Source organism: Sphingomonas sp. ASV193 (genome assembly GCF_040203355.1).
In the GTDB taxonomy this organism is placed as follows: Bacteria; Pseudomonadota; Alphaproteobacteria; order Sphingomonadales; family Sphingomonadaceae; genus Sphingomicrobium.
Window position 1 is genome coordinate 115,309 of the sequence record NZ_JBEHBW010000001.1, and the last position, 22,899, is coordinate 138,207.

The 22,899-nt window shown below is 67.0% G+C and carries 22 protein-coding genes and 1 pseudogene; 9 read left to right on the top strand and 14 right to left on the bottom strand.

Features of this window, described 5'->3' with window-relative positions:
- Positions 1-115 precede the first annotated feature (115 nt).
- Together rpsT and dnaA are read left to right on the top strand one after the other, a co-directional pair.
- The gene (rpsT, locus tag ABDK56_RS00650) at positions 116-376 is read left to right on the top strand and encodes a 30S ribosomal protein S20 (protein WP_349806146.1); all 261 of its coding nucleotides are present in this window, start codon (positions 116-118) and stop codon (positions 374-376) included.
- A 389-nt stretch (positions 377-765) separates the two neighbouring features.
- Complete coding sequence (gene dnaA, locus ABDK56_RS00655) at positions 766-2,154, top strand: chromosomal replication initiator protein DnaA (RefSeq protein ID WP_349806147.1); 1,389 nt, start codon at positions 766-768, stop codon at positions 2,152-2,154.
- Between the two features lie 758 nt (positions 2,155-2,912).
- On the opposite strand, the gene trpS is transcribed toward dnaA, so the two are convergent.
- From trpS to secB, 3 genes are read right to left on the bottom strand one after another with little or no spacing between them, the layout of a single operon-like run.
- The gene (trpS, locus tag ABDK56_RS00660) at positions 2,913-3,917 is read right to left on the bottom strand and encodes a tryptophan--tRNA ligase (protein WP_349806792.1); all 1,005 of its coding nucleotides are present in this window, start codon (positions 3,915-3,917) and stop codon (positions 2,913-2,915) included.
- 11 nt (positions 3,918-3,928) lie between these two features.
- Entirely contained in the window at positions 3,929-5,533 is a 1,605-nt protein-coding gene (gene murJ, locus ABDK56_RS00665; protein WP_349806148.1) for a murein biosynthesis integral membrane protein MurJ, read from the bottom strand.
- A 5-nt stretch (positions 5,534-5,538) separates the two neighbouring features.
- Positions 5,539-6,063 (bottom strand): protein-export chaperone SecB, encoded by a 525-nt coding sequence (gene secB, locus ABDK56_RS00670; protein WP_349806149.1) that lies wholly within the window; start codon positions 6,061-6,063, stop codon positions 5,539-5,541.
- A gap of 203 nt (positions 6,064-6,266) precedes the next feature.
- Between secB and ABDK56_RS00675 the strand changes: the two genes are divergently transcribed.
- The 4 genes from ABDK56_RS00675 to ABDK56_RS00690 all read left to right on the top strand — a co-directional run bounded on the left by ABDK56_RS00675 (position 6,267) and on the right by ABDK56_RS00690 (position 10,365).
- A complete protein-coding gene (locus tag ABDK56_RS00675; RefSeq protein ID WP_349806150.1) occupies positions 6,267-6,926 on the top strand; it encodes a Tim44/TimA family putative adaptor protein in 660 nt (219 codons plus the stop codon).
- Positions 6,923-8,107, top strand: a complete 1,185-nt coding sequence (gene mltA, locus ABDK56_RS00680) for a murein transglycosylase A (RefSeq protein WP_349806151.1) — start codon at positions 6,923-6,925, stop codon at positions 8,105-8,107. Before ABDK56_RS00675 ends, mltA begins: the two co-directional genes overlap by 4 nt.
- Positions 8,088-8,627, top strand: a complete 540-nt coding sequence (locus ABDK56_RS00685) for a Smr/MutS family protein (RefSeq protein ID WP_349806152.1) — start codon at positions 8,088-8,090, stop codon at positions 8,625-8,627. Before mltA ends, ABDK56_RS00685 begins: the two co-directional genes overlap by 20 nt.
- A gap of 82 nt (positions 8,628-8,709) precedes the next feature.
- The gene (locus ABDK56_RS00690; RefSeq protein ID WP_349806153.1) at positions 8,710-10,365 is read left to right on the top strand and encodes a putative bifunctional diguanylate cyclase/phosphodiesterase; all 1,656 of its coding nucleotides are present in this window, start codon (positions 8,710-8,712) and stop codon (positions 10,363-10,365) included.
- On the opposite strand, the gene dapE is transcribed toward ABDK56_RS00690, so the two are convergent.
- Positions 10,362-11,483, bottom strand: coding sequence for a succinyl-diaminopimelate desuccinylase (dapE, locus tag ABDK56_RS00695; protein WP_349806154.1), 1,122 nt, complete (start codon positions 11,481-11,483; stop codon positions 10,362-10,364). The genes ABDK56_RS00690 and dapE overlap by 4 nt on opposite strands.
- Positions 11,484-11,563: 80 nt before the next feature.
- Here dapE and ABDK56_RS00700 point away from each other — a divergent pair, with 80 nt between their 5' ends.
- Positions 11,564-12,025, top strand: a complete 462-nt coding sequence (locus ABDK56_RS00700; RefSeq protein WP_349806155.1) for a cupin domain-containing protein — start codon at positions 11,564-11,566, stop codon at positions 12,023-12,025.
- On the opposite strand, the gene ABDK56_RS00705 is transcribed toward ABDK56_RS00700, so the two are convergent.
- The 7 genes from ABDK56_RS00705 to ABDK56_RS00735 form a co-directional block, all read right to left on the bottom strand.
- Positions 12,022-12,690: a glutathione S-transferase family protein gene (locus ABDK56_RS00705; protein ID WP_349806156.1), complete on the bottom strand. Its 669-nt coding sequence runs from the start codon at positions 12,688-12,690 to the stop codon at positions 12,022-12,024. The genes ABDK56_RS00700 and ABDK56_RS00705 overlap by 4 nt on opposite strands.
- Positions 12,691-12,708: 18 nt before the next feature.
- Entirely contained in the window at positions 12,709-13,350 is a 642-nt protein-coding gene (gene yihA / locus ABDK56_RS00710) for a ribosome biogenesis GTP-binding protein YihA/YsxC (protein ID WP_349806157.1), read from the bottom strand.
- Positions 13,350-15,068, bottom strand: a complete 1,719-nt coding sequence (yidC, locus tag ABDK56_RS00715) for a membrane protein insertase YidC (protein ID WP_349806158.1) — start codon at positions 15,066-15,068, stop codon at positions 13,350-13,352. Before yidC ends, yihA begins: the two co-directional genes overlap by 1 nt.
- A 29-nt stretch (positions 15,069-15,097) precedes the next feature.
- Positions 15,098-15,310, bottom strand: coding sequence for a membrane protein insertion efficiency factor YidD (yidD, locus tag ABDK56_RS00720; RefSeq protein WP_349806159.1), 213 nt, complete (start codon positions 15,308-15,310; stop codon positions 15,098-15,100).
- Positions 15,307-15,573, bottom strand: coding sequence for a ribonuclease P protein component (rnpA, locus tag ABDK56_RS00725; RefSeq protein WP_502959238.1), 267 nt, complete (start codon positions 15,571-15,573; stop codon positions 15,307-15,309). Before rnpA ends, yidD begins: the two co-directional genes overlap by 4 nt.
- Before the next feature lie 56 nt (positions 15,574-15,629).
- The gene (rpmH, locus tag ABDK56_RS00730) at positions 15,630-15,764 is read right to left on the bottom strand and encodes a 50S ribosomal protein L34 (protein WP_028970824.1); all 135 of its coding nucleotides are present in this window, start codon (positions 15,762-15,764) and stop codon (positions 15,630-15,632) included.
- 90 nt (positions 15,765-15,854) lie between these two features.
- A complete protein-coding gene (locus ABDK56_RS00735) occupies positions 15,855-16,166 on the bottom strand; it encodes a hypothetical protein (protein WP_349806160.1) in 312 nt (103 codons plus the stop codon).
- A 113-nt stretch (positions 16,167-16,279) separates the two neighbouring features.
- Between ABDK56_RS00735 and ABDK56_RS00740 the strand changes: the two are divergent.
- Positions 16,280-16,927 (top strand): annotated as a pseudogene (locus tag ABDK56_RS00740) (magnesium chelatase domain-containing protein); the annotation flags it as partial.
- A gap of 197 nt (positions 16,928-17,124) precedes the next feature.
- On the top strand, positions 17,125-17,841 hold the full coding sequence (locus ABDK56_RS00745) for a helix-turn-helix domain-containing protein (RefSeq protein ID WP_349806162.1): 717 nt from the start codon (positions 17,125-17,127) through the stop codon (positions 17,839-17,841).
- Between the two features lie 19 nt (positions 17,842-17,860).
- On the opposite strand, the gene ABDK56_RS00750 is transcribed toward ABDK56_RS00745, so the two are convergent.
- From ABDK56_RS00750 to ABDK56_RS00760, 3 genes are all read right to left on the bottom strand, one after another.
- Entirely contained in the window at positions 17,861-18,619 is a 759-nt protein-coding gene (locus ABDK56_RS00750) for a hypothetical protein (RefSeq protein WP_349806163.1), read from the bottom strand.
- Positions 18,620-18,735: 116 nt separating this feature from the next.
- Positions 18,736-19,431, bottom strand: a complete 696-nt coding sequence (locus tag ABDK56_RS00755; RefSeq protein WP_349806164.1) for a recombinase family protein — start codon at positions 19,429-19,431, stop codon at positions 18,736-18,738.
- A gap of 2,454 nt (positions 19,432-21,885) precedes the next feature.
- The gene (locus tag ABDK56_RS00760) at positions 21,886-22,581 is read right to left on the bottom strand and encodes a hypothetical protein (protein ID WP_349806165.1); all 696 of its coding nucleotides are present in this window, start codon (positions 22,579-22,581) and stop codon (positions 21,886-21,888) included.
- Between the last annotated feature and the right edge of the window lie 318 nt (positions 22,582-22,899).

The window sequence follows — 22,899 nt, forward strand, 5'->3', positions numbered from 1 at the left end:
GCGAATCGACGGTTTCGCTAGGGAGCCGCCAAGCCGGCGCCGCCCGACGGGTGCGCGCCGCTTGTCTTGTTAGACAGACCAGACCTTACACTTTTAGACTTTACGAGGACGATCCATGGCGAACACGCCGCAAGCCAAGAAGCGCATCCGTCGCAACGCCGTTCGCACCGAGATCAACGGCGTCCGGGTCAGCCGCATCCGCACCTTCCTGAAGGCGGTCGAATCGGCGATCGCGTCGGGCAAGAAGGACGATGCCGCCAAGGCGCTCAAGGCCGCCCAGCCCGAACTCGCTCGCGGCGTGGCGCGCGGCGTGATGCACAAGAACACCGTCTCGCGGAAGATGTCGCGCCTGTCGAAGCGGGTCGCCGCGCTCTAATTTTCCGGGCTTCAGTCCCGCGCTGAAACGGGCCGTCGGGACAACCGGCGGCCCGTTTCGATTCGATGACTTAAAAAAGTCGAGCGAATCCGGCGATTCGCGATTCCGGTCTCGTCCGGTTAACCTAGAAAATGGCGCGTTTCCGCCATTAAATCGGCCTTAAGAGGGGCGGGGGCTGTCAAGCCCGTTTATTTCACTTTCGCGAAAAATTTCGCCTTGAATCGCCCCCCTCCTGCTTTCAAAACGCCTCCTTCCGGTCGCGAATCCGCGTCGGGGGGCAAGTCAAATAGCGGCTTCGTCCGGGGCGATCCGATCGTCGCGGTCGGGTGAGCTTTGCCTTGCGAACACCAACTTTCGGGAGAGGCGCGTCAGTGCAGGGCCGTGAAGACATGTCGCGCCAGACCCCGACCCGGGGCGACGCCGGTCATGCGAGCCCGCTCGACGCCGCGTGGGAATCGATTCGCGCCGGGCTTCGCCGCGATTGCGGGGCGCGGACTTTCGACGGCTGGCTCAAGCCCGCCGAGCTCGGCGCGTTCGACGGCGAGTCGGGCGAGCTCGAGCTGATCCTGCCGAGCCAGTTCATGGCCGACTGGGTGCGCTCGAACTTCGGCGACCGGCTGACGCTGGCGTGGCGTACGACCTTGCCGCTGGTACGCTCGGTCCGGCTCGCCGCCGCGCCCGACGGGCCGCGCCCCGCGCCGCTGCTGATCCTCGAGCAGATCCCGCCCGCGCCGGCCGCGACGCCCGATCCCAACCGGCCCAATTTCGACCCGCGCTACCGGTTCGAAAGCTTCGTCGTCGGCAAGGCGAACGAGGTCGCGGCGACCGCCGCGCGAACCCTCGCGGGGTCGGACACGGTGGCGTTCAACCCGCTGTTCATCCACGGCGGCACCGGGCGCGGGAAGACCCACCTGCTCCACGCGATCGGCCAGGCGTTCCTCGACAAGCGGCCGTCGGCCAAGGTCGTGTCGATGTCGGCCGAGAAGTTCATGGTCGAATTCATCCGCGCGCTGAAGGAAAACGACACGATCGGCTTCAAGAGCCGGTTGCGCAGCGCCGACCTACTGCTGATCGACGACGTGCAGTTCATCGCCGGCAAGGATTCGACGCAGGAGGAATTCTTCCACACGATGAACGAGATCATCACCGCCGGGCGGCGGCTGGTGATCACCTCGGACCGCGCGCCGCAGGACCTCGACGGGATCGCGCCGCGGATCCTCTCGCGGCTGTCGTGGGGGCTGGTGGCCGACATCAACCCGGCCGAGTACGAGCTTCGGCTCAACATCCTCGAGGCCAAGCTGGCCGCGCTGCCGGGGGTCGAGATGCCGCGCGGGGTGGTCGAGTTCCTCGCGCGCCGGCTGACCAACTCGATCCGCGAACTTGAGGGCGCGCTCAACCGCATCGCCGCTTATGCGATGATGACCGGGCGGACGATCGACGTCGCCTTCGTCGAGGAAGTGCTGGCCAACGTGCTTCGCGCCAACCAGCGGCGGATCACGATCGACGAGATCCAGAAGCAGGTCGCCGAGCATTACAACATCCGCAAGGCCGAGATGACCTCCGCCCGCCGGGCGCGCGAAGTGGCGCGGCCGCGGCAGGTGGCGATGTACCTGTCGAAGCAGCTGACCCCCAAGTCGCTGCCCGACATCGGCCGCCGGTTCGGCGGGCGCGACCACACCACGGTGATCCACGCGGTCAAGCAGATCGAGCGACTGCGCGCCGCCGACAGCGAACTCGACGCCGACATCCGCCTGCTGACCCGCCAGCTCGAGGGCTGAGCTTAAGGTCGCAAAAGCCAGCGTTACCCCGGACTTTTTCGTGACCTTAAGCAAGGGGCGGCGGGGTCGATATCGGCGGGAAGGCCGTGGCGGACGCCGGTCCGGACAAGGCGAATTCTATCGGACATGAGCCGCCGTTCGCACTGTCTTATGGATCGGGGGTTGTAGGACAGCGGAAAAGCGGACGGTCGGCCGTGGTGGACAGCCGCCAATCACTGGAGTGGCCGCAAGCTTTCGCCGACAAAGGCTAGGTCAGGCAAATGAAGCGTTTGACTGCGGAGAGTCAAGGGCGAGTATCCTCGAGCATCAAAGACAGCGCAGTCGTAGTGTTCACGCTGCTGAACATGGTCTGGAAGATAAAATGTCAGCTTGACTGACGACGGAAGGGGCTCCTCCAGGGATTCAAAGTTGAAAATCCGCCCGTTGAAGCTAGCCGACGCTGGGTAGGCATCTTTGACGTCGTTGCAGCGCTGGAAGTGCAAGGTGACGTTGCTTAGTTGCCACCTTCGGATCGATCGCGCGACACTTGCGGGAAAGCTGGCATCAATTGCAGCCCACCGAGTTTCGCCAGTGTTAGAGTATGCGTTTTCGGCCCAGAGGCCGCTGTAGTCCGCTCCTTTAGAGAGTGTGACTCGGACAGGGCGCGCGCACGATGAGATCACGGTCGCAACCAGAAGAATACAAGTCATGACATTTCGAGTCATGCGCGCAGCTTCGCAACGATTTCTCGAGCCCGCAATGGGTCGAAGGCGAACGTCCTACCGCAGGCCGACCGCGCGGTAGGCCTGTTCGAGGACCGGCTCGCCGATCGCCCTCGCGCGGGCGGCGCCGGTGGCGAGGAGGCGGTCGAGTTCGCCGGTGTCGGTACGAAGCTCGGTCAGGCGGGTTCGCAGGGGAGCGATGAGGGCGATCAGCGCGTCGGCGAGTGCGGGCTTGAACGCGCCGAAGCCCTGGCCTTCGAAGTGGGCGAGGACGGCGGTTTCGCTGTCGCCGGTGGCGGTGGCCATCAGCCCGACGAGGTTTTTCGCCTCGGGCCGGGTCGCCAGCAGCGCGGGGTCGGCGGGAAGCGGCTCGGGGTCGGTCCTGGCCTTGCGGATCTTCTGCGCGATCGTCTCGTCGTCGTCGGTGAGGTTGATCCGGCTCATGTCCGAGGGGTCGGACTTGCTCATCTTGGCGCTGCCGTCGCGAAGGCTCATCACCCGTGCGGCGGTGCCCGCGCCGACGAACGGCTCGGGCACGACAAACAGCTCGGTGTCGTAATCATTGTTGAACTTGATCGCGATGTCGCGGGTCAGCTCGATATGCTGCTTCTGGTCCTCGCCGACCGGCACGTGGGTCGCCTGGTAGAGCAGGATGTCGGCGGCCTGGAGCACCGGATAGTCGAACAGCGCGACCGAGGCGGACTCGCGGTTCTTGCCCGCCTTGTCCTTCCACTGGGTCATGCGGTTGAGCCAGCCCATCCGCGCGGTGCCGTTGAGCAGCCAGCACAGCTCGGCATGGGCGGGGACGTCGGACTGGGCGAACAGGATCGAGCGCGCCGGGTCGATCCCGCTGGCGACCAGCGCGGCGGCCATCTCGCGCCGGTTGGCGAGGCGGCGGGCCGGCTCGATATGGTCGGAGAGCGAGTGGAGGTCGGCGAGGAAGAACAGCAGCTCCTCGCCGGGCTTCGCCTCTTCCTGCATCCGCACCCAGCGAAGGATCGCGCCGAGCAGGTTGCCGAGGTGGAGGTCGCCGGTCGGCTGGATGCCCGACAGGACGCGCATCGGCTTGTCGGTCATTCCGCCGCTCCCGGGTCCGTCGGACCTTCTTCGAGCTTCTTCGCGCGCTTGCGGCGCGAGAGGAGCGCCTTCAGTTCGCTGGTGTCGGTGCCGCCGACGAGGAGGACCAGCGGGAAATAGACCGCCATGCCGCCGCCGACGAGCGCGACGACGCCCGCCATGCGGTGGCCGACCGAGCCGTCGAACCAGCCCGCCAGCGCATATTTGATCGCGAACAATGCGGCGACCATCGCCGCGGCGGCCGCGAGCTGGCGAAGCACGCGGCTGGCGAGCCACGGCTCGATCCGGAAATGGCCGCGGCGGTGAAGGATGGTGTAGAGGATCAGGCAGTTGAGCCAGCTGCAGATCGCGATCGCGGATGCGAGGCCGGCGATCTTGAACGGCGGGATCAGCACGAAGTTGAGGACGATGTTGGCGGCCAGCACGAACGCCGCGGTCTTGACCGGGGTGGCGGTGTCCTGCCGCGCGTAGAAGCCCGGGGTCAGCACCTTGACGAGGACGTAGGCGGGAAGACCGAGGACGATGATCGAGAGGGTGAGGGCGCTGAGCCGCGCGTCCTCGGCGGTGAAATGGCCGCCCTGGAACAGTGCGAACACCAGCGGCCCGGCGCTGACCGCGAGCGCGAGCGCGGCGGGGAGGCAGAGCAGCATGGCGAGCTCGGCCGCCTGGCCCTGGACCCGAGCCGCCTCGACATTCTCGCCCGCGCCGACGTGGCGGCTGACCTGCGGCAGGATGGCGGTGCCGAGCGCGGCGCCGATCACGCCCAAGGGGAGCTGGTTCAGCCGGTCGGCATAGTTGAAATAGCTCATCGCCCCGGTGCCGATGCGGGTCAGGAAGAAGGTGTCGATGAAAGCGCTGATCTGGTAGACGCCCGCGCCGAGCGTGGCGGGGACGACGACGCGGACGAACTGGCGGACGCCGGGGGTGATGGTCGGCTTGCGCCACTTGAGCACGATCCCCGCCCTGGCGCAGGCGGCGACGAGCAGCGCGATCTGGAGCACGCCGCCGAGCGTGACGGCGATGGCCAGCGTGGTCGCGGTGCCCTCGCCGCCGCGGCGGTCGACGATCAGCGCGGTCAGCATCGCGAGATTGAGCAGCGCGGGCGCGAAGGCGGCGGCGGTGAAGCGGGCGAGGCTGTTGAGGATTCCGCTGAACAGCGAGACGAGGCTGATCAGGACGAGGTAGGGAAAGGTGATGCGGGTGAGGAAGGTGGCGAGCGCCAGCTTGTCGCCGACGTAGCCGCTGATCGCCTCGACGAACAGCGGCATGATGACCTGGAACAGCGCGGTGAACAGGACCAGCGTGGGGAGGAAGACCGCGAGCACTTCCTCGGAGAAGTGGCGGGCTTCCTCGTTGCCGCCGGGGCCGTGGAGCCGCTGTGCGTAGAGCGGGACGAAGCCCGCGCTGAACGCGCCTTCGCCGAACAGGCGGCGGAAGGTGTTGGGGAGGCGGAAGGCGACGAAAAAGGCGTCGGCCTGCCAGCTCGCGCCCATCACGCGGCTCATCAGCATTTCGCGGGCGAACCCGGCGACGCGGCTGACGAGGGTCAGGCCACCGATCGTGCCGGTGGCCTTGACCAGGTTCACGCCCTGCTTGGCCATGTCGCTCAGGCGTTGCCGGGCTGGGTTCCGGCGGCCTGCGCCTGCGCGTCGAGCTGCTGCATGTAGGCGGCGCCGAAATCGATCGGCTCGAGCAGCAGCGGGGGGAAGCCGAGGTTGGTGATCTGTTCGGCGACGATCTGGCGCGCGAACGGGAACAGCAGGCGCGGGGCCTCGATCAGCATGAACGGCGGAAGCGCGTCCTCGGGGACGTTGCGAAGCCCGAACAGCCCGCCGTAGGCGAGGTCGACGACGTAGAGCGTGCCCTGCGGCGAGGTCGCCTTGACCGCGATCTTGAGCACCACTTCGTGGATGTCGTCGTTGACGCGGTTGACGTTGATGTTGAACTGGACGTCGAGCTGCGGCTGGTCCTGCCACTGGTAGACCGCGGGCGAATTGGGGTTTTCGACCGACATGTCCTTGATGAACTGGACGATGACGCCGACCTGCGGCATCGAATCCGTGTCCTCGGCGCCGTTGGCGGCGGGGGTGGCGATCGCGCCCTCGGTCGGGGCGGTATCGGTATCGGACATGGAAATTCCTTTTGGCTGTAACGGGTTGCGGCGGCGGCGGGAGGCGGTTGGCGCCTGCCCTCAAAATCGACGCCGCGACTAGCAGCGCCGGCACTGGCGCGCAATGGCGGCGGGGCGTCGTGAACGCGCGATGGAGCGCCCTTTGAAACTGCGCGTTAAGGGGATTATGTAGCTATCGACCCTTCGACACAGAAAGTCCGCCGTTGACCACCATCGTCGTCCTCGCGCTCATCGCCCTGTTCCTCGGCCTGCGCCTCTATTCGGTGCTCGGCGAACGGACCGGGCACGAGCAACCGATCGTCAAGCCGGCCGAGCCCGAGGCGCGGCTGAAACCGGTCGCGGCCGGGGTCCCGGCGAGCGCGGCGGGGCCGGCGGGGCCGGTCGACGGCGCCGACTATGCCTTCCTGCCGACTGCCGGGCCGGGGGTGCGCGCGCTGCTCGCCGCCGACAGCAGCTTCGACGTGGCGCGGTTCCTTGAAGGGGCGAAGTCGGCCTACCGGATGATCCTCGAGGCCTTCTGGGCGGGCGAGCTCGACAAGGTGCGCGAGCATCTCGACCCGCACGTGTTCGAGAGCTTCGAGGCGGCGATCCGCCAGCGCGGGGTCGACGGGCACCGGCTCGACAACCGGCTGGTCGCGATCGAGCAGGCGGTGATCGCCGCCGCCGAGGTCGAGCGCGACGAGGCGCTGGTGACGGTTCGGTTCGACGCCGACATCGCCGCGGTGACGCGCAACGCCGCGGGCGAGGTGATCGCCGGGTCGACCAGCGACGCGGTGCAGACGCGCGACCGCTGGACCTTCCGCCGACTGCTCGGAACGCGCGATCCAAACTGGCTGCTCGTCGAAACCGACGAAGAGGAATGATCCGCTCGATTCGCGGGGGTGGGCTGGCCGCGGCGCTGCTGGTCGCCGGCTGTTCGACCGCGCCCCAGGCCCCGCTTCCCCCGACCGTTCCGCCGCCGCCGCCGGTGGTCGTTGCGCCACCGCCGGCGCCCGAGAATGCGCTTAGCAAGGGCGTGTCGCCCGCCTCGCCGGTCGCGATCCAGCCCGCCGACGCGGCGGGCGCGCTGACCGCGTTCAAGCGGAGCTGCCCCAAGCTGGTCAGGCGGACCGACGCGTCGGGGCTGACCCAGCCGGGCGACTGGGACTCGCTGTGCGCCGCGGCGGCGAGCGTCGCGCCGGGGGGCGAGGCGGCTTTTTTCCAGAACGCCTTCGCCTGGGTCCGCGTCGGCGACGGCAAGGCGTTCGTCACCGGCTATTACGAGCCCGAGATCCGCGGCTCGCTGACGCAGCAGCCGGGCTATTCGGTCCCGATCTACGGGCCGCCGACCGACCTCGTCCGCTGCACCAAGCCCGACGGCACGACCGGCAAGGGCCGGATCGACGAGACCGGGCAATGCGTCCTCTATTACGACCGCGCCGCGATCGAGGACGGGGCGCTCGCCAATCGCGGGCTCGAGATCGCGTGGGCGGCCGACCCGATCGACCTGTTCTTCGTCGAGATCCAGGGGTCGGGGACGCTGCTGCTGCCCGACGGCAGCGTGAGGCGGATCGGCTATGCCGGGCAGAACGGGCGCGACTATGTCGCGATCGGCAAGCTGCTCAAGGACCGCGGACTGATCCAGCCGCCGGTGACCCGCGACGCGATTATCGCGTGGATGCGCGCCAACCCGGCCGAGGGGCGCGCGCTGATGCGCGAGAATTTGAGCTACGTTTTCTTCAAGCCGCTCGACACGCCGGGTCCGCTCGGCGCGCTCGAGGTGCCGGTGACCCCGCTCGACAGCGTCGCCGCCGATCCGAAGTTCGTGCCCCTCGGGGCGCCCCTGTTCCTCGCGCTCGACCGGCCCGAGCCCTATGGCCTGTGGATCGCGCAGGATACCGGCGGGGCGATCAAGGGCGCCAACCGGTTCGACAGCTTCTGGGGCGGCGGGGCCGAGGCCGAGCGGATCGCGGGCGGCATGTCGGCGAGCGGGCAGGCGCTGATCCTGCTTCCCAAACCCTCCCTCGCCCGGATCGCGGCAGCACGTGCGGCGTCTCAGCAATGAAGAAGCCGACCTGTGGGCGAAGGTCGTCGCGACCGTCCGCCCGCTGTCGCGCGAGCCGCTAGTCGAGTTCCCCAAGGCGGATAGCCCGCCGCCGCCGCTCCCGGCGGTTTCTTCCAAGCCGAAGGGCCGGGTCCCGCCGCCGCGCCCGCCCGCGCCGCCGGTCCGCGCGCCCGCCACCCATCGCGGCGCGACGCTCGACGGGCATTGGGAGCGGCGGCTTAAGAGCGGCAGCGTCGAGCCCGAACGGGTGCTCGACCTCCACGGCCATTCGCTGGACAGCGCGTGGGAGGCGATCGACCGGACGCTCGAACGCGCGATCGAGCGCGGCGAGCGGGTGATCCTGCTGGTCACCGGCCATGCCCGACCGGGCGAGCCGCCGGTCAAGCGCGGCAAGATCCGCGCCGCGGTCCACGACTGGCTGGCGGTGTCGCGCCACGCCGACCGGATCGCGGCGGTGCGCGGCGCGCATCGCCGTCACGGCGGGGGCGGCAGCCTCTACCTGATTCTCCGCCGGGGCTGAATCCTCCATCCTTTCTTAACCCGTTTTATTTAGCGCTGGAGCCTCACGCGGCGCGACGCGCGCGAAGGGGGACGGTCCGGCGGTGAAGGCAGGGACGGCGCAGAAGATCAGCAATGCCATCCTGTCGTTCGCGGCGGGGGTCGCCTCGTTCCTGTTCTCGCTGACCGCGCTGCTGACCATCACCGAGTTCGACCAGAAGATCGTCGCCGCGCTGGTCGCGGGGGCGTTCTGCCTGCTGATCAGCTATGTCGCCTCCGAACGCCCCAACAGCGAGAGCGCGCGTGCGCTGAACGCGCTCGGCGAGCGGCTGCTGGCGGTCGAGCATGGCGACCTGACCTCGCCGGCGCCGGCGATCGTCCAGCGCTCGATGCCCAAGGTCGCGGCGGCGGTCGACAGCCTGTTCGCCGAGGTGCGAAGCTCGATCGACAACGCCCATGCGCTGGGGATGTACGACCCGGTCACCTCGCTTCCCAACCGGCTCAACTTCCGCTCCGAGGCCGACCGGCTACTCGCCGCGCGCGAGGAGGGCGTGCTGGCGGCGATGCTGTTCGTCGACCTCGACCGGTTCAAGTCGGTCAACGACAGCCTCGGCCACGCGCGCGGCGACCAGTTGCTGGTGATGGTCGCCAACCGGCTGCGGGTGCTGGTCAATGCCGAGGACGCGCAGGCGGGGCTGCTTCTGGCGCGGCTGGCGGGGGACGAGTTCACCCTGTTCGTGCCGCGGGTGGCGAAGGTCGAGGAGGCGGTGCGGATCGCGCGGCGGATCGCGCTGGCGATCGGCGAGCCGTTCGAGCTCCAGGGGCACAGCGTCGACATCGGCGCGTCGGTCGGGGTGGCGATGTGCCCCGGGCACGGCGCGACGATCGAGTCGCTGATGCGCGCGGCGGACATCGCCATGTACCGCGCCAAGTCGATGGGGGGCAGCCGCCACTGCCTGTTCGACGAGGCGCTGGCGCGCGAATATCAGAACCGGATCGAGGTCGAGGCGGCGCTCGGCGAGGCGATCGAGCGAGGCGAATTCCTGCTCGCGCTCCAGCCGCAGGTCAGCCTGACGACCGGCGAGATGACCGGGGCCGAGGCGCTGCTGCGCTGGAACCACCCGCGCGACGGGGTGCGGCTTCCGGGCAGCTTCATCGGGGTAGCCGAGCAGACCGGGCTGATCAACGAGATCGGCGACTGGGTAGTGGCCGAGGTCGCCTCGATCCTGGCGGCGTGGCACCGCGAGGGGCAGGCGCGGCGGGTGTCGTTCAACATCAGCCCGCGCCAGCTCGACCGGCCCGACTTCCTGCCGCACCTGCGCGACGCGATGGCCGAAGCGGGGGTGCCGCTGTCGCTGGTCGAGCTCGAGTTCACCGAATCGGCGGCGATGCACTGTTCGCCCGCGACGATCGCCGAGATCGAGGCGCTTCGCGCGGCAGGGGCGACGGTGGCGATCGACGATTTCGGCACCGGCTATTCGAACATCGCGCGGTTGCGGACGATGCCGTTCGACCGGGTCAAGATCGACCAGTCGCTGATCGCCGACATCGGCACCAGCGCGCAGGCGCGCGAAGTGGTCCAGGCGGTGATCGAGCTGGTCAAGGCGTTCGGGGCGGAGATCGTCGCCGAGGCGGTCGAGACCGCGGCGCAGGCCGACATATTGCGGGCGATGGGCTGCCATACGGTGCAGGGCCATATCTTCGCCCAGCCGATGTTCGAGGACGAATTCCGCGCCTGGTCGCGGCGCGCGGCGGCCTAGGCGAATACGCGCTCGAGCACGCGGCGGTAGATCCGCGTCAGCGCGCGGATGTCGTCGAGGCGGGCATGCTCGCCGACCTTGTGCATCGAGGCGTTGGGCAGGCCGAAGTCGACCACCGGGCAGAGCTTGTGGAAGAAGCGGCCGTCGCTGGTGCCGCCGCTGGTCGATAGCTCGGGCGTGAGGCCGGTCTCGTCCTCGATCGCCGCGACGAGGTGATCGTAGATCGCGCCGGGCGGGGTGAGAAAGGCTTCGCCCGAGATCCGCGCGCGGACGGTCGCGCCGGGGGCTTCGCGCGCGGCGATTTCCTCGACCAGGCGGACGAGATCCTCCCCGCGCTGGAGGTCGTTGAAGCGGATGTTGAGCTGGCCGGTGGCACTGGCGGGGATGACGTTGCTCGCCGCGGTCGGGGTCGAGAGCGCGGTGAATTCGAGGTTCGAGGGCGGGAAGGCGGGGGTGCCGTCGTCGAGCGTCACCGCCGAGAGCGCGGCGACGATCCGCGCGAGGCCGGGGACCGGGTTGTCGGCGAGGTGGGGGTAGGCGACGTGGCCCTGCGTCCCCGGCACCTCGATCCACATGTTGACCGAGCCGCGCCGCCCGACCTTGACCGTGTCGCCGAGCCGGTCGACCGAGGTCGGCTCGCCGATCAGCATCATGTCGGGGCGGATCGACCGCTCGTTGAGCCAGTCGATGATCCGCGGGCTGCCGAAGGTGGCATAGCCTTCCTCGTCGCCGGTGATCAGCAGCGAGAGCGTGCCGGGGGCGTCGAACCGGTCGAGCGCGGCGACGAAGGCGGCGATGCTCGACTTCATGTCGACCGCGCCGCGGCCGGTGAGGACGCCGTCGGCGACCGTGGGCTTATAGGGGTCGCTCGCCCAGCCGTCGCCCGCGGGGACGACGTCGAGGTGGCCGGCGAAGGCGAAGTGCGGGCCGGGGCCGGCGTCGCGGATCGCGACCATGTTCTCGGTCGGGCCGTCGGGCGCCTCGCCGAGCGTGAAGCGGTGGACGGTAAAGCCGAGCGGGGCGAGCGCGGCCTCGAGAACGTCGAACACCGGGCCGCTGGCGGGGGTAACGCTGGGGATGGCGATGAGGGCCTTGGCGAGGTCGATCGGGTCGGTCATGAGGCGTGACTAGGGCGACGACCGGCCAGCCGCAACGCCGATTGCGGTCGGGCCGGTTGGCGCGACGCAAGGAGACGGCCATGCCGAAAGTCGACCTCGATTCGATCGAAGCGGTCAACCGGACCGGCTATCCGCCGCCGTTCGACGCCGCGGTGGCGGGGCGATGGTACAAGCGGATCGCGCCGCTCGCCGGGCTGACCGAGATGGGGGCGAGCATGGTCACGCTCGAGCCGGGGGCCTGGTCGAGCCAGCGGCACTGGCACGAGGCCGAGGACGAGCTGGTGGTGATGATCGAGGGCGAGGCGGTGCTGGTCGAGGACGGCGGCGAGACGGTGCTGACCCCCGGCGACGTCGCCGCCTGGGCGAAGGGATCGACCGACGGCCATCACCTCGTCAACCGGTCGGGCGCGCCGTGCCGCTTCGTCGCGATCAGCGCCGGGCCGCGCGGGCGCGGCGGCTATAGCGACATCGACATGCTGTTCACCGAGGACGGGCGCTATACCCGGCGCGACGGGACGCCCTACGACGCCAGCCGGGCCTAGGCCCTGGGCGGGCTTTCATATTGCTCGATCACCCACGGCTCGTCCTGCGCGAGCTCGATCCATTCGACCATGTCGGCGCGGTGGAGCACGGCTTCCATGTAGGCGGCGGCGAACGGGGGGACGGCGACGCCGTAAGTGACGAAGCGGGTGACCACCGGCGCGAACATGATGTCCGCCGCCGACCATGGGCCGAACAGATATTCGCCGCCCGAGCCGTGGCGCGCGCGCGCCTGCGCCCACAGGTTGAGGATGCGGATGACCTCGGCCTCGACCGGGCCCGAGAGCGCGCGGCTGCCGAAGTTGCGGCGGACGTTCATCGGCAGCTCGCGGCGCAGGTTGGCGAAGCTCGAGTGCATCTCGGCCGCCATCGAGCGCGCCATCGCGCGCGCGGTCTCGTCCTCGGGCCAATATTTCTCGCGGCCCGCGCGCTCGGCGCAAAATTCGATGATCGCGAGGCTGTCCCACACGACGAGGTCACCGTCCCACAATAGCGGGACCTTGCCGCCGCCGGGGGCGAACTCGTCGCCTTCGCGCGATTTTTCCCAATTCTCGTCGAACAGCGGCACGACCAGTTCCTCGAACTCGAGCCCCGACTGCTTGAGCGCGAGCCAGCCGCGGAGCGACCAGGAGGAGTAGGCGCGGTTGCCGACGATCAGCTTGAGCATGGCCCGCGTCCCTACCCGTCAATCGCGCGCGGCGGCAAGGATCGCGGTGCGAAGCTCGGCGATACCACTGCCGGTCTCGCTCGAGGTGGGGAGGATCAGCGGGTGCGCGGCGGGATGCGTGGCCGCCTCGGCGCGGATCTTGTCGAGCGTCACCGCGAGGTCGGTCGGCTTGACCTTGTCGGCTTTGGTCAGGACGAGGTGGTAGCTAACCGCGGCGGCATCGAGCATCTTCATCACGTCGCGGTCGACGTCCTTGAGCCCGTGGCGCGCGTCGACGAGGACCAGCGCGCGCTTGAGCACCTGCCGCCCGCGCAGATAGTCGTTGATGAGGAAGCGCCAGCGCTTGACCATGTCCTTCGGCGCCTCGGCGAAGCCATAGCCGGGCATGTCGACCAGCCGGATGCTGAGCGGGCGGCCGACGTCGAAGAAATTGAGCTCCTGCGTTCGCCCCGGGGTGTTCGAGGCGCGGGCGAGCTTGGCGCGGTTGGTGAGCGCGTTGATCAGCGACGACTTGCCGACGTTCGAGCGCCCGGCGAAGGCGATCTCGGGCGCGGCCGGGTCGGGCAAATGCTGGAGGCCGGGCGCCGACTTCAGGAAGTCGATCGGCCCGGCGAACAGCTTGCGCGCCTGTTCGGCGAGGTCGGGGGCGGCCTCGTCCACTATTTGGCCGGAACCGCGCCCTGCGCGTCGCTGGTCTTGGTCAGCCCGTAGCGGTGGTAGAGCCACTTCTGCTGGAGCAGGGTGAGGATGTTCGAGCAGCACCAGTAGAGCAGCAGCCCGGCCGCATAGGGCGCCATGATGACCATCAGGAACCACGGCATGATCGAGAACATCTGCTGCTGGATCGGGTCCATCTGCTGCGGATTGAGCTTGAACTGCATGTACATGGTGATGCCCATGATGATCGGCAGCACCCCGATCGCAAGAAAGGCGGGCGGGGTGAAGTGGAGCAGCCCGAACAGGTTGACCGGGGTCATCGGGTCGGGCGCGGAGAGGTCGTGGATCCACAGCCCGAACGGCTGGTGGCGCATTTCGACACTGACCATCAGCACCTTGTAGAGCGCGTAGAAGATCGGGACCTGGATGAGGATCGGCAGGCAGCCCGCCGCCGGGTTCACCTTTTCCTCCTGGTAGAGCTTGAGGATTTCCTGCTGCTGGCGCGGCTTGTCGTCCTTGTAGCGTTCCTGGATCGCCTTCATCTTGGGCTGGATGGTGCGCATCGCCGCCATCGACTTGAACTGCTTGTCGGCGATCGGGAACATCGCGCCGCGAACGATCAGCGTCAGGCAGATGATCGCCACGCCGAAGTTGCCGGTGACGTGGAACAGCCACAGGAGCAGCCTGAAGATCGGGATCATGAAGAAGCGGAACCAGCCCCAGTCGATCGCGCGGTTGAGCTGGGGAATGCCCTGCGCTTCATACTTCTGGAGCAGGTCGTAGTCCTTGGCGCCGGCGAACAGGTGCGCGTCGGTCGAAACCGCCTGGCCGGGGGCGATCAGCTCGGGCGCGTCGCTATAGTCGGCCTGGTAGGCGCCGCTCGCCGCCTTGCGCACCGAGGCGGCGATCGGGGCGTTGCCCGCGGGGGCGAGCGCGGTCAGCCAATATTTGTCGGAAAAGCCGAGCCAGCCGCCGTTCGACTGGGTGGTGGTGCCCGCCGGGTCCTTGTCGAGGTCCTTCCAGTCGACCCCGTAATTGGCTTTGCCGCCGAGATAGCTGACCGGGCCGACGTGGTTGGTCCACATCGACTTGTCGGGGCTCGCCTCGGCGCGGTTGACGAGGCCGTAGGGGGTGACCGAGATCGCGTTGGGGCCGGCGTTGGCGACGCGCTGCCTGACCGTGAACAGGTAATTGTCGTCGACCGAGACGATCAGCTGGAAGGTCTGGCCGGTCGGGTTGGTCCAGCTGAGCGTCACCGGGGCGCCGGGCTTGAGCACCGGGGCGCTGGCGGTCCACACCGTGTCGGGGCCGGGGACCGCGACGCCCTGGCCGCTCCAGCCGAAGCCGGCGAAATAGGCGCCCTTCGCGCCCGCCGGCGAGAGCAGGCGGACGGGGGGCGAGTTGGGGGCGATCGTCTCGCGCTGGGTGACGAGGTCGAGGTCGTCGAACCGTGCGCCCTTCAAGTTGATCGAGCCCTTGAGCGCGGGCGTGTCGATCGGCAGGCGCGGAGTCGCGCCGAGCACGGCGGCGCGGTCCTGGAGCGTCGCGGGAAGCGCGGCGGGGCTCGCCTGCGGCTGCGGGGTGGCGACGACCTTGCCGTTCTGCACCTTCTGGGTCTGCGGCCCGGCGGTCGGCATCACCTTGTCCGACAGGAAGCTCCAGCCGAGCAGGATCAGCGCGCTGAGCACGATGAACAGCACCATGTTCTTATTGTCTTGCACGGTCTTCCTCGAACCTCTTGTGGCGCCGGTCAGGGGACCGGGTCGGGACCCTTGCCGCCCCACGGATGACAACGGAGCAGCCGCTTGAGCGCGAGCCAGCCCCCCTTGGTGGCCCCATAGCGCTCAATCGCGGTGATCGCATAGGCCGAACAGCTCGGCTGGAAGCGGCACGAGGGCGGGAGCACGCGGCTCGGCCCCTTCTGCCACGCCCGGGTGACGAGGATCATCGCGCGGGCGATCACTTGGCGAGTTTCCTGAGCGCGCGCTGGAGTTCGTCACGGAGCAGGGCGAAGTCGCGCTCGATCCCGCCTTCGCGGCCGATCAGGACATGGTCGGCGCCCGCGACACCCTGGGTCGGCAGATATTCGCGGGCGAGCGCGCGAAGCCGGCGCTTCATTCGGTTGCGGACGACCGCGTTGCCGACCTTCTTGGTGACGGTGTAGCCGACCCGCCGGGTGTCGTCGCCGTCGCCGCGCGGGCGGACGAGCAGGACGAAGCCGGGCATGGGGGCGCGACGGCCGCGGTTGGCGGCGAGGAAATCGCTCCGCCTGGTGAGGGTGATTAGGCGCTGAGCTTCTTGCGGCCGCGGCCGCGACGCGCGTTCAGCACCTTGCGGCCGCCGACCGTCGCCATGCGGCTGCGGAACCCGTGCCGCCGCTTGCGGACCAGATTGCTCGGCTGGAAAGTGCGCTTCATCGCTCATGCCTTCAAAAATCGAAAAGAAAAGAAAAGGGCCGCGCAATGCGGCCTCGTTGGGGGCGCCCCTACGCAAGGACGGGGCGCAAGTCAATCGATTCGCGCCGCGGGATCGCCCTTCGCGATCGCCTCGCGCCGCTTCGCGCTGCGGCGGCGAAGGCCCCAGTCGGCCCAGCGTCCGGCCTTGGGCTGCCAGCGCTTGAATCGGACGTACTGGCGCTTGGCCCAGTGGCTGTTCTGCAGCGCGAGCGCGAGGCCCGCGGCGAACACGAACACCCCGCCGGGACCGGGGATGACCCCGACCAGCGGCGAGCCGAGCATCAGCATGACGCCGAGGCCGAACAGGCAGGTGCGCACCATCGGGTTGGCGCGCCAGCGGGTAAGGGGCGAATAGTCGCTCATCGCCCGAACGATGTGGGTCTTGCGGGTCCACGCGGCAAGGCTAAGGTGACCGCGCCGAAGCCAGGGGGAATGTTGCAAAGTCGGTCAGTGCGGGCGACGCGGGGGCGCGGCTGATGGTCGCCACCGTCGCCACCGTCGCGTACCTCGGGCTCGAGGCGCGGCCCGTCGAGGTTCAGGTCCAGCTGTCGAGCGGGGTGCCGCGCTTCGCCATCGTCGGGCTGCCCGACAAGGCGGTCGCCGAGAGCCGCGAGCGGGTGCGCGCGGCGCTGTCGTCGATCGGGCTGGCGCTGCCGCCAAAGGTGATCACCATCAACCTGTCGCCCGCCGACCTGCCCAAGGAAGGCTCGCACTTCGACCTGCCGATCGCGCTCGGGCTGCTCGCGGCGGTCGGGGCGGCCGATGCCGAGAGCCTGTCGCACTATGTCGCGGTGGGCGAGCTAAGCCTCGACGGGCGGATCGCGCCGTCGCCCGGCGTGCTGCTCGCCGCGCTCCATGCCTCGCAGCAGGGGATGGGGCTGATCTGCCCGGCGAGCCAGGGGGCGGAGGCGGCATGGGCGGGCCAGGTCGAGGTGCTCGCCGCGCCCGACCTGCTGGCGTTGCTGGCGCATCTCAAGGGCACCCAGCTGCTCCGAGCGCCCGAGCCGGGGGTGGCCGAGGAGGCCGCGAGCGGACCCGACCTCGTCCAGGTCAAGGGGCAGGAAGTCGCCAAGCGCGCGCTGGAGATCGCGGCGGCGGGGGGGCACAACCTGTTCACTTGCGGGACTTCAAGACCCTCGGAGCGAAGGCCGCCGCATCCCAGCGACAAAACCGCCTTTTGTCGGGAATGTCGGGTTTATGCCGTATAGCTGTCGGGTGGATTGCAGAAGTGTCGGGCGCAAGTCGTATCGCTTTCGTGCACACGCCGTGGCATTGTCGGGTAAAGTCGGTGCATTGCTCTTCTGCGGAAGGAGACCGAGGAATGTACGTCGATCCTAAGAAGATGAAGAGTGCTCGCGAGCGTCGGGCATTGACTCAAGAAAACTTAGCGCACCAAGCTCGCGTGAACGTTCGTACCATCCAGAGAGCCGAAACCGGCTTGCCAATCCGTGCTGAAACGCTGGCGGAGATCGCGGCGGTTCTCGGAGTACCGCCCGTTGGGCTTCTCGCGGTGGAGCCATTCAAGGAACCCGAAGTGTTGGAAGCCGAGGCAGAAGCCGAGGTCCAAACGTCCCTAAAAAGGGTTACGAATGCCGATCAGGTCGTTCGCGCGCTGGAGCGTGCCGTAATGTCTGCATTCGAGTGCTCGTGCGAGCCTACCGAAGCCACGATGCCTACCCTTCGAAAGGCCATTAAGCAGGTCGAGTCGCTCATCCGCGACCCGTGGTGCATTCATGACCAACCCCCACTTCGCTTTACGTCCCTTATCGATCGTCTGGAAAGCGTGGCGGCCCTCAATGGCTCGCTCGCCGAGTTAGAGCGGCAAGGCATGGCACTTTATATGTCCACGTCGAGCCAGTTCGTTAGAGTCCCTCAGGGACAAGAAGAAGGACATATGGCTGTCTCAATCCGGCAAAGTCCGGAGTACGCTTTCGCCGCTAGGTTTCTGATCGCGGACTATGTGTCTGAACGAGTACGCGTTTCGCCGCAGGTCAATTGGCCTCTAGAAATCGAGTATGACGACGGTGTGCCCTTTTAAGGCTCACGCATTCCTACGACTATCCTAGCATCTGCGCGAGCGCTGGAAGGAACGGAGCCAGCACCGTTACATGATTTGCAGCGGCAGTCATGAAACGCTGGTAGGCATTGAGGAACCCGGGTGTGCCTTTGGTCTCGCTCAGTTCGCGCACGAGTTCGAGCAGCGCTGCTTGGGTTTCTCCGTCCGCGATTTCGCTTTGAATGGTCGAAGTCAGGTTGCTGAGTAGCGTGTCGCCACTGACAACCGATGTCTGCATGGATTGGTGGGCGCCTTGCTGAACGTTGCCGCTGATGGTGTGCGCTTGGATCGCGTATGTCACTGTTGGACTGCCACCGATCTGAGGGCCGAGGCCGAGTTCGAGCTCTGTGATCCTGAGTTCAAGATAGGCTGGCAGTTCGGACCACACCCGCTCGACTTCATCCTTTACCCCGTCAGTTGGGTACCGTCCTGAGCCCTGATCAACTAGCTTCGAGAAGTCCAAAAGGTGCCCCAACGCCCCTTCTAGCTCCTCTCTAAAGACGGGTACTGCATCGGCTACCGTAAGGTGCTTCGCACTTACGAAACCGCGGACGTCGGACATTGCGGAGTCGACAAGTTCCCTCCAGGTGTCCTTGCTTGCATCGAGAACCTGAAGAACAAACCTTCCGCTACCCAGTGCGCCATGAATCGAGGCTTTTACCTCGAGTTGGGTTACTCGGTTCGCAAGCGCTGCGGCGGCGTCGTCGCGCCGATGCTGAAGAAATCTTCTAAGTTTCCCTTGAAGGGCGGGGTCGTTCATCTTGGCCTCAGTCAATGATGGGTCTGCAGAGGATGCCGAAATTACTCCCCTCAGCGGTGCCGAACTTAGCGGAATGATGCGGAAAAAAGCAGGGCAAAGCGTAGAAGGTTGAGCAGCTACTCGCACTCGCTCAAGCGATGAAGCAAGTTGCGTACTGACGAAGGGTGCCACTTGCCGCCCCTCGGGGTCACCATGCTGCGCTCATTCAGTGCCCCTGCCAGTGCCGTTAGGGACGTGTACCCTTCGGCCTGCAGGTGTCGGATCACGGGTGCGAGCTGCTGGGCGTGAGCGTCCGCCCCGGCTTTCAGCGCTTCGACTGCTGCTGCTGTGCCCTTGCCAGCCCTGCGGATCGCTGCGGCTCCGTTGGGGTTCCCGAGCTTTACCCCACGCGCCTTTGCGGCGGCTAGGGCGGCTTTGGTCCGCTCACTGATCAGACGGCGCTCCTTCTCGGCGAGGGCCGCGTAGAGATGGAGCATGAAAGGGTCGACGTCGGAGCCCAACTCCGCGACGACGAACGGAACGCGCTTCGCCATGAGGCCGCTGATGAACGCCACGTCGCGAGACAGGCGGTCGAGCTTGGCGACAATCACAGGGCACCCGAGAAGGGCCGCTTGCGCCATGGCAGCTGCGAGCTGCGGGCGGCGGTCTAGAGCGTCGGAGCCCTTGCCGGTCTCGATCTCCACGAACTCCCCGGCGACCTCGAGCCGCTCGCCTTCAGCGAACCGAGCGACGGCTGCGCGTTGAGCGTCTAGGCCAAGGCCAGAGCGGCCTTGCTGGGCGGTGGACACGCGATAGTAGGCGACGACCTTCACAGCTCAACTCCCCTTACAAGATCATGTGACGTCCGTTAGATGGTTTTGTAAGGGCTCGTCAAGCCGCGTGGTAGGACTGCTATCGCGCCCGATGACCACCCTCAACCGCAGGGGAACGGAACGCTCCTCACACGCCTTATCGCTTGCCACCCCCCGTGACGGGGGGAGATCGTAATCGCCTCCAACGATAAGCCGCTTCGGATTTTTGCGCCAAAAGTGAGCGGGCCGAATGTCCGCTATGGGTGGAAAGCGGTCATTGGGAGACTTCAGTGCCTACGTCGCGAGCGCTAAGCATCCACCATTTATAACGAACCCGATTCTTGGCTGCGACATCGCATAATTGGCGCACTCTCTGATCTGCAATCTTGCGAAAGAAAGCAGGGTCCTCCCTCAGCGTCACAGTCCATCCAACTTCGTTGACGGGCTGCACCTCGGTTACCCACCCGAGCCTTCGGAAATTGTCCGAAAGCCTACGGACATCTTCCTCATTCCCGTAGAGGTCGTGCTCAACTGTGGCACCTTTCAATCGCAAAATCGCGTTGCTCGGCATCTCGGCCGTCTTTTCGAGAATGCGTTCCCTCATGGCTGTAACGCAGTCAGAAGCCGGCTGGCTGGAACCAGCGTCCCTCCACCTAGCGCAAAAAGCGAGCGCCAAGATCGCGAAGAAGATGGCGGTTAGACCGCAGCCTTTCCCCCATTCGCTGTCCATCCATCTCGTTTGGCAGAGGAAATGGGCGTCCGCAATGGGTCGAAGTTTGTCATCCCGTTTGAGCGCAATCCTAACGTCGGAGTGGCGTGGCGACCCTGAGATAGTCGGGCAACGGCAGGCCATGCTCGGCGTAGGTGCGGGGGTAGATGCGATGCTCCCCGTGGGCACTCTCGATGTACTGGGGGGCTTCTTGGTCGGAGCCCATCCTAGAGACCGTGCGAGCGGCCTTTGAGCCGTTACAGGAAGGCAATCGGCCATCCCCAGCTGCGAAAGCTGTAACGCCTCGGTGGGCCCTTACGCGGCACAAGGAAGAGCAGAACCTCGCCGAAGCTCGGTAGGGGTGGAAGCTGGAGGTGCATTGGGCGCAAGTGCGCTCGCGGCCTGCAAGGAGCAGGGCCGGGATCGTGGCCGGGGCCACGTTGGTGTTCATCGGTTGGCTTCTCTCGTCTGCCTCTGTGGTGGGGAAGACCCCCTCCCCGGAGACAGGACAGGGAGGGGCCCAGCTCGTTACTGAGCGGCGCTCCGAACGACGCCCCGAAGGACGCCGTAGGTGCACAGACCGTTGTTGTTTCGGACACGGGCGATGAAACGCTGGCGAGCCTCCGGATCGCGAAAGGACCGCGCAGCTCCGGCGAATGGGAACCGCTCCAAGGCCTTAAGGTCAGCCCAGAGCGGTGCGGATTGGATTGTGGTGTTGATGGTCAGCTCCGATTGCGTTGAATGGTCGGCTCTGCTCCCGCTCGCGATGGCGGCGGGCGAACTCGCCGAGAGTGATGGTCGAGCCGTCGCGCAGCAGGATCGGTCTCGGGCCCTTGAATGACCCGAAGACGGCCTCCGAATGCGCTCGAGACTCGGCAGCCGCACAGCTTCGGCATTTGCCGGGGTAGAAGTTAGCGGGACCAGGAGGCAGCATGGCGCTTGGCGGGACGACCGCCTTGCACGACTTGCACTCCTTGTTCCCGGTCTCCGACCAGAGACGATGAAGCTCTGTCGCGGTCATGTCCCACCCTTGTTCGCTTGTCAGGCGTTCGCCGGGCCCGACGCCTGCCAAGAGCGCGGCCAGCTGTTCGATGCGCTCTACGGCGTTCGGAAGGCCCTCTAGATTGGCAAGGCCCTGTGGAGCTGAAGCTGCGCCGCCCTTGAGGCGATAGTACCGTTCCCGCGCATAGGCAGCGGCGCATGGCTTGCACCACGATTGACGCCCAAAGGACGTCGCGGGAAGCCGCTGCTTACACTTTGAGCAGTATGCGGTGGCAGCTTCCGCCGCCCGACAAGCCTTGGCTCGGGCCCTCGCTTCCCGCTCGCGGTGGAGACGGTCAGCATGAGCGTTCTGCCACGGTGCGCGCGCCGCTCGGCGGGCTGCGATTGCCTCCGCCTTCAGCATCTCCGTTTGATCGCTCATTCGTCCTCCGATCAGGCGTTGCGGGTGATGGCCCGGTGGGGCTGGAACGGAGAGGTGTCCACGTTGGCGCGTCGCAGGGTTTCCAGCGGCGCGTCGTCGGTGTCCCCTAGGTTCGCCTTCGGAACGTCCTCGGAGCAGCGCTTTGCGCGTTCAAGGTCCGCTCGGCGAACCGGCTGGGGGTTCGTGGGATGTTGAGGAAGGGGCGCGCCGTAGTCGACGCGCATCATCCCTCCCGGCAACTCGGTGTGCCAGACCCTCTCGTCACGAACCCCTTCCGGAATGATCGCGGTACGGCGCGGCTTACGCCCGTACCAACGACCATCCCGACAGGAGAAGCGAGCCATTAGAGGAACTTGGCCTTCGTCTCAGCAGCGGCGTTGAGGCGGCGCTCCCGTGCGATCTCGCTGGCTCGGCGATCGATCTCCTTTCGGTCCTCGATCTGCGACTTAATCTCTCGATTGCGGATCGCGTCCTTCTTGGCGGCTTCATCAAGGGCCTTCTGGCCCTCGCGGCCCATGATCAGTGAGCGTTGAGCGGCCAGTTCGTTCAGGCGCGCCTTCATAGCGAGATAGCGCTGCGAACCTTCAGCGATTGCAAGCACCGGCTCCGGAAACGGCTCCCCATTGGGACCTTGGACCGTGATGTAGCCGTCGACGGCCATGAGCTCGGCGTTAAGTCGGACGCTCTCTTCATCAATGAGGCGGATGTTGTTGCGCTGGTCGAGCGCCTCCGCCTCGGCAGCGGTCATGTCGGCTGCGCCGATGATCAGTCGGGCCTGTCGAGACTTGCTGCGGACTTCTTCAGCGACAAGTCGGGCTTCCGCTTTGGGATCACCTTGGGCTTCCCGACGGATGCGATCACGGGTCTCGGGGTCGAAGGCGTCGGCGGTCGGCGTGGTGAAGGGCTCGTTCGTGGCCGGACCCTTCTGAACCCAGACCGAGCCCAGGCTTTCCAGTGGCCGGAGTTTGCCTGCTTCGGCAATCTCAGCAGGGGTCGGCTCTTCGACGGGAGCCGCAGGCGTAATGGTGTTGTCGGTCACTTGATGTCACTTTCTTGCTGGTGGGTTGCTGGTGGTAGTGGGCCATTTCCGTGGCCCGTCGGGATCACCGGCGGTGTGCCGGGGAAGTCTCGCAGCAGCAGGGACCAGACCCGCCACCAGACAGGTGACGATCCTCGCTGCTGCGTCGCCACAGCAACCCAAGGCGGGGTGTGGCGGAGGTGTAACTGAAGGAAACGGAAGGAGGAGAACCTAAGCTGACCCTTCGGTTGACCAGCTTCCCTCCTTCTACACGGGGACGTCGATCTCTCGACGTCGGATGCTGCTTACCCCTGCAGCGGACCAGCGCCATTACAGCAA